Source organism: Micromonospora sp. NPDC005163 (assembly GCF_053599835.1).
On the sequence record NZ_JBSFYP010000131.1, the window covers coordinates 1 to 6,128 of the forward strand.

General features: G+C 61.6%; 3 protein-coding genes. 1 reads left to right on the forward strand and 2 read right to left on the reverse strand.

The window, feature by feature from the left end; translation table 11 throughout:
* The first annotated feature begins 1,291 nt into the window (after window positions 1–1,291).
* Window positions 1,292–1,942, forward strand: coding sequence for a hypothetical protein (locus ACWD6N_RS37030; protein ID WP_450006646.1), 651 nt, complete (start codon window positions 1,292–1,294; stop codon window positions 1,940–1,942).
* Between the two features lie 530 nt (window positions 1,943–2,472).
* Here the strand turns inward: ACWD6N_RS37030 and ACWD6N_RS37035 are convergent.
* Entirely contained in the window at window positions 2,473–3,573 is a 1,101-nt protein-coding gene (locus ACWD6N_RS37035) for a hypothetical protein (RefSeq protein WP_450006648.1), read from the reverse strand.
* Window positions 3,574–3,916: 343 nt separating this feature from the next.
* Complete coding sequence (locus ACWD6N_RS37040) at window positions 3,917–5,692, reverse strand: FtsK/SpoIIIE domain-containing protein (protein WP_450006649.1); 1,776 nt, start codon at window positions 5,690–5,692, stop codon at window positions 3,917–3,919.
* Between the last annotated feature and the right edge of the window lie 436 nt (window positions 5,693–6,128).

Sequence of the window (6,128 nt, forward strand, 5' to 3'; positions counted from 1 at the left end):
GACGCTTGACCGGATCGAACCGGTCCTTCCGTTGAACGGGCTGAGAGCAACGACGAGCGCATGGGGAAGCTGCGGCCAGTTGTCGTACATGGACGCCAGGACCCCGCACCCACTCCCACCCGGCGCCATCACCTGGTTGACGATCACGTTCGACGTGCTCATGCCCTGCCCAGCGCCAATGCCGGTCCTCTTCACCCTCACCTACACACAGGCAGGTGACACCGCCATCTCTGACCTGGGCGGTTTCCCCGATCTAGGCAACGTTCCCTACACCCGATGCACCCCCAGTCCTGGCTAACTCGGCCGCTGTCGGGACGGCCGGATTCGGGCCGATGACCCCTTGACCCCCAGGCAACGATTCCGCTCCGTTGAGCTGGCGTTGCTGAGCTTCTGACCTGCGCGAGCGGTGCGCTGACGTCCGTGGTTGTGCGGCCGTGTTCGCACCCGTAGTCACTCAGTTAGACACTCACCCTGACACCGCCAGCCTGGCTGCCATCGCGAGCCGTCCATACGGCAGGCCCCTATGTTTGCCAGTCGCCGCAGACTGCATCGTCCGCCGGCTGGCTGCCCTCCCAGACGGCAAGGTCGTAGGTCATCCGGCAGTATGCGGCAGCTGCCGCCGTGTCTCGACCCCTCGCTTGTAAGGCGCACCCGGCGGTGGTCACGGCGTCCGCCGGCGTTCGCGACGTCCGCGAGCATCCCCCTGATCCGTCCGCTGGTGTTCGCCGGCGTTCGGCTGCGTTGATGTCAGCTGCGGATGTCAGGCGGACTGCCCCATTTGCGCGTCTTGCGGCTCGTCGGGGTCGCATAGGAGTCACGCTGGCCGCTTGTCACCTACCTCTGCGCCGCCCGCTAGTCCCGCCTCTTGGCGTGGCACCGCCTGGCCCTGCTGGCGTCAGCCGTCGCTGTCCGTTGGGCATCTTCGCCTGAAAGACCGGCGGGAAGAGTGCCAGCTGGAGTCAGATTTCTTGCAGTCGCAACTGTTGCGTCCACACTGTAGCGTCGGTTCTCCCAGGCGGTAGAACGGAAGCACTGCGAGAGGGAAGTGGCCGAGGTAAGTCAGCGAAGAAGGTTATCTAGGTCCGCGAAAGCCTTGATGCTTTCACCGGCGGCCATCTTGATCGCGTCCGCTGTTCGACTCCTAATTGTCTCGAACTATGACGTTACTACCGCCATGGCAATTGCTAATGCCGGTGGGGTAGTCGGCACACTTCTGGGCACCCTACTCCCCCTCATTCCGGTAACGCTGCCGTGGCTGGCAATTGCTTTGCTCGTGTGGCGCCGATTCGTCATGGCAGCTCTGGTCGCGGCCGCCGCCACCTTGGTAACACCGGCAAGCGTTAGCCTCCCAGCAGGAGGAAAGGCCGGCTGGAACGATGTCAAGAACGCCTGGGACCTCATGGTTGCGGCCGAAGGCCGTGAGCTGCTGTCCACGTACCCGGTCCCGCTCGGGGTGGCCATAGTAGCTTTAGCGATCGCCCTTTGGGACCCGCGAGGCGGGCGACATGAAATTAGGAATGCGCGGGAGGGTAAAATGGGTGACGCAGTAGTCACCCATTCCTTTCGCATAGTTATCACAGGAATCGCCGTCGCCGCCTTATGCGCCGTTGCCGCAATTTTCGGCACCGAACTGTTTTCACTTCCTCAAAACGCGAAGCAGTTTACCTTCGGAGCCGCATATCGGCTGTGGCTCCCAAGTGAGGAGATTGTACTGAATGACGGCAAGAGGTTCGTTGGGTATACACTAACCACGAAAGACAATTGGCACATCATGCTCCGCGAGGACACGAGAACCATAGAATATGCCCCTGTCTTAAGGGTCACCGAGCGCCGAGCGTGCGTCATTGACGCGCGGTCCGTCGATCGTCGCCCGCCGCTGCTTCCGATCGCACCCGCCGCGAAGCCCGCTCCGGCCTGCCCGATCTTGGCCCATACCAGGTAATCGGGGTGACCTCTCATGTGTAAGGCTCTTCGACACGTCAAAGCGTCCGCAGAGGCCCATACGTCTTCCACCGCGCCTCAGGTCTCCAGACCAGCGGATTAAGTGGACACCCGCCGAGCCGTGGCCAGCCTCCCCTGCGTCGGCAGCCGTTCACTGCCGGCTTGGCACGTAGTGCTCTCCTTAGCGGCGGCTTGGGGTCACGTAGGGGTCAACCTCGGCTGTGACCCCTCGCTTGTAAGTTCTGGGCAGCCGTCCGACCGCGTCCACCCTCAGCCGGCCCGTCCCCTCCGGCCCGCCGGGAGCACGTGATCGTGCGCCGTCGTCCGTCATCGTTGCTACAGGCGCTGCTACACCCCTGCATCTGCCGAACCAGCGGATCCCTCGGCTGTCGTGACGGCCGGTCGCTCGATCGTCAGTTTGGAAGGACGAAGATCACGGCCGACAAGGACCTGGTGGGCCAGGTCAAGGCAGGACACCGAAACCAGCCTTCACGTGACCTGCAGGGACCGGCTCCGCACACTGGTCATGGTTTAGTCGCCCAACGACGGGTCGGCCGCGGCTGGCGAACCTGCGACGGCCGCGTCATGGAACCGCTCGGCAAGGTCGCCGACTGATTCGGCGTCGAATACGCCCGGAGGCCACAGCCGGGACGTTCCATCAAGAGGCCACAGAGGCATGAGCAGGTGCCCGACGTCCTCGTTTGCCGTCACGTCGTACACCCCGTGGTAGAGAGTAATAACCACCTGGAAGACGACGCGAAATGCAGTGAACGTGATGCAGACGGCGTTCGGCTCGGCTGGGATGTCCCCACCGCGGGGCTTCAGTCGGAGCGGCTTGGTCCAGGCTGATAGGTAGTTCGTCGGACCAACAAAACCACTGGCCCAGACCCACGTGCCCGCAGGCGGTCGTCGAGTCACCCGAAGGTCATGCGCAAGACCACGGAGGATCAGAGGCTGTGGCGCGGAACTGTCGACGAGGACAGCCATCTTCATCGCCCAGGTGGCCAGGATCTCCTGGTGGTGGGGCGCCAGTTTCCTGCGGTGGTCCCACATGTCGACAATCAGCGGCTTGGCATCGATCTCCAAGACACTCATCCATCTGGTGTTGCAGTCGAGACAAGCCCGGGCCTTCGGACCCATCGGTGAGGTCTCCCGGCCACGGCCGTTCCCCGGGAACGTGGCACCTCTAGCAACGAGCCCCTTCTGAAGCCACTCCGGCCAGACGTGCTCCTCCGTTAGCTGGGCGCCGGTCATCCGCTCACAGAACAGGCAGTCTGAGGGACCGGAGGGGAGATAGAAGGGTGTGACGTCCTCAGCCTGGATAGCATCGGTTTGGGCCTCAACCAGCTGTGCGGCGAACCTCACCGCTCCAGCTCGGATCCGCAGGAACGCCGAGTCGACGCAAGGATGATGGACCGCACCGAGCATGAAAATGCTGCTTGACGGGATCGCATCTGGGTCCGTCGAGAGGCCGCGACCAGCCGCCATGGGCGCAGCAAGCAACCAGCTCCCCGAGGGCGTACCGACTACCTCGGCCCACGAACCTCTGTGTCGCTTGACCACCTTGCCACAGCCGAGACACGGCGCGCGCTTCCAGTCGGGCAATAGCGGCGGGTGCTCCTCCATCGTCACCAAGCAATTGTCTCGGCAGGCGGGCAAGAATGCCAGGTGCAGCACGGCGTTCGTCCCGAAGGAACGATCGCTGGGTGATGGGCTGCGAAACAGCGGCACTGAGCTGCCCGATCGGTCCACCACTGTCCATGGAAATCCGCCCTCGGTCGCATCCGTCGTCACCCAGTTGGTCACCCAGACCAGACACGTGCCAACGAGAACCCTCGTACAGCGCCCATTCCTCCGCCCAGGGTGCAGGCGGCGTCTGAACCTAGGCGACATCGCCACCGCCACCCGATCCACAGACTCTTGACGCTGGAAGCCGCATCGGTTCGAATGTGCCGCGTGGTGGAAGAACTACCTGCTAGAGGTTAATTAGTTTATCTCTAAGATCTTCTCCGAATTCGTCCAGCATGTTTATGGACCCCGGCTCTCCGTAAAGCATTACTCTTCCGCGCAGGGCTAGCTCTTGACGCAGGGCAAAGCTTCCTCCGAACCGCTGCACGTTCACGTCGGGTAGAGTAAAAATGAGGCTCACTCCGTTCTCTGGCCCCCACCTTGCAATCTTCTCGGCATGCTGGACAGCTTGTTCAGACACCGACAAGACAAGGTGTGCGTCCTCTAGAGTTACGATTAGTCCAGGCTTCTCCGCCGTCGGGTCTGCATTGCCCCCCATTGCCATGCGCCTGTCCAACTCCTTCTCCATCGAGCGAAGCATGACGATTATTTCAGGGATCCCTTCCGCCACCGCACACCCCGCCATTGACGCAACGTCTTTAGGGGTATTTCTTCCGCTGGGATCCGCCGAAAATAGTGCTAACTTTCCGGACTTGAGAGCACCTAGCCGCAATACATTTAGGAAATTCGTCTTTCCGGTTCCGCGGGGCCCCACAATCAATCCATGAACAAGCCCCAATCCCGGCTTGTGAAGCTGCCAATATATCTTATTATCCTGGTCGTCAATTCCGACTGGAACCGACCCCGTCTCATGCACAAATTCGGGCCCCTCATACTTGAGAGGCTCAGGTGCTTCATCGGCCCACCTCTTGAAGGCTGCAGAGGTCTTGGCGTTCAAGTGCTCGATCGGACCCTCCACCTCCTCCGGCACACGGATTTGGGGTGCTTCCGGACCGAAGACGTTCATGACGAGATCGGCGGCTTCAGATCCAGTTAGAAGTGCGTCACGCTCTTCGCTAAGGAAGTGATGGGAGCGCCAGTCTCCGACGCAGGGCGCACTGATCCCCCGAACCACGCTGTCGTCGGGAGTCGGTGGCAGGTCGTGTACGACCAGGTGCGAACGAGTTGGTGAAGGGACTTCGCGTGAATAAAAGCGGGCCAAACTCCCGTGGCTCGACAAATGTAGACGTAACAGGCGAAATCCAGCGTTCCGCAACTTCTTCATGTCGCTTGTCGGCTGCCCCGCTCGCCACTCGACCAGCTTTTCGTTATAGGGAGGATTAAAGTAAGCAATTAGCCCATGTTCAACCAAATCGACAGATGCTTTTAGAATGCGCGGCTTCCTGGCATCTTGGAATACTCCATAGAATCCCTCCATCCCAATCGATCCGGGTTCATCATCATTTATATGATCATCGGCTTCGCGCAATATCTCCGTAATGCGCAAGGCCGATACGAAGATATCCCAGTCACCACCCGCATGCGTTTCGTACACCCTCTGCAATTTCTCATGACGCCGCGTTCGTTGAACCACGTTAGTGCTTCCGTCGTCACCGAACGCTTGGCCAACATACAAGACTTCTTGGCGAGCCATCTTTTCGTCAGCACCACTCATCATGCTGGCTAACGACCAGGCATCCCCGTGAACAAGGCCGCCGCCCATCGCCATGGAGAAATATGACCCGTGGGCGTAGGTCCGAAAGTCGCTGATTGTATCCAGCTCGTGCAGATCTATGGCGACAGGAATCCTCTCTGGCTCGCCCTTCATGTCCTCGCGAGTCATGAAGTCCACAGAGAGCCGGTCAAGATGAATTCGCGGCGAGGTTCTGTCGATCCTTACGGACGGGCGCCTCGAAATGACGTATAGGTGACAATCGGCGAGTGCCGCTTGAAGGCTTTCCGGGTCAAACTTGCGCTGGAAGGTGTGCGCAACCTGCAATATGTACGTGAGCGTGCCCGCCATGCTCGTAACGTATAGCAGGTGACCACAGAAAGCGATAGGCAACGTAGTCGCACAACCCATGCCATGGGTGCAACCCACTACGTACTAGCTAGTCATCCCGTCTGCCGTCGACCCGCCCTCTTGGGGAGCGGTCCGCCACCCGGCCCGCCACGTCAAGCGGACCTTGACGCACGTTCGGGCGCTGGCGGGTCGGGCGGTGGTCTGCTCGGCTTGCCCGGGTCGATGGCAGGCGGGATGGCCTACCGCAACCACCCACGGACCGTGACACGCCGGCGGTGCCCCGGCCATCCTGGAGCCGGAGCGCCCCCGCCGGAGGCGCAGTAGCCGCAACCCCGCGACCGCCGCCAGCTCGCCGACGCGGCTGGCGTGCGCTCCGCTACGCCGCGCGGTCCTGGCCGCGCCGGCCCGGCCGGCTGCCGCCCCACCACACCACCGG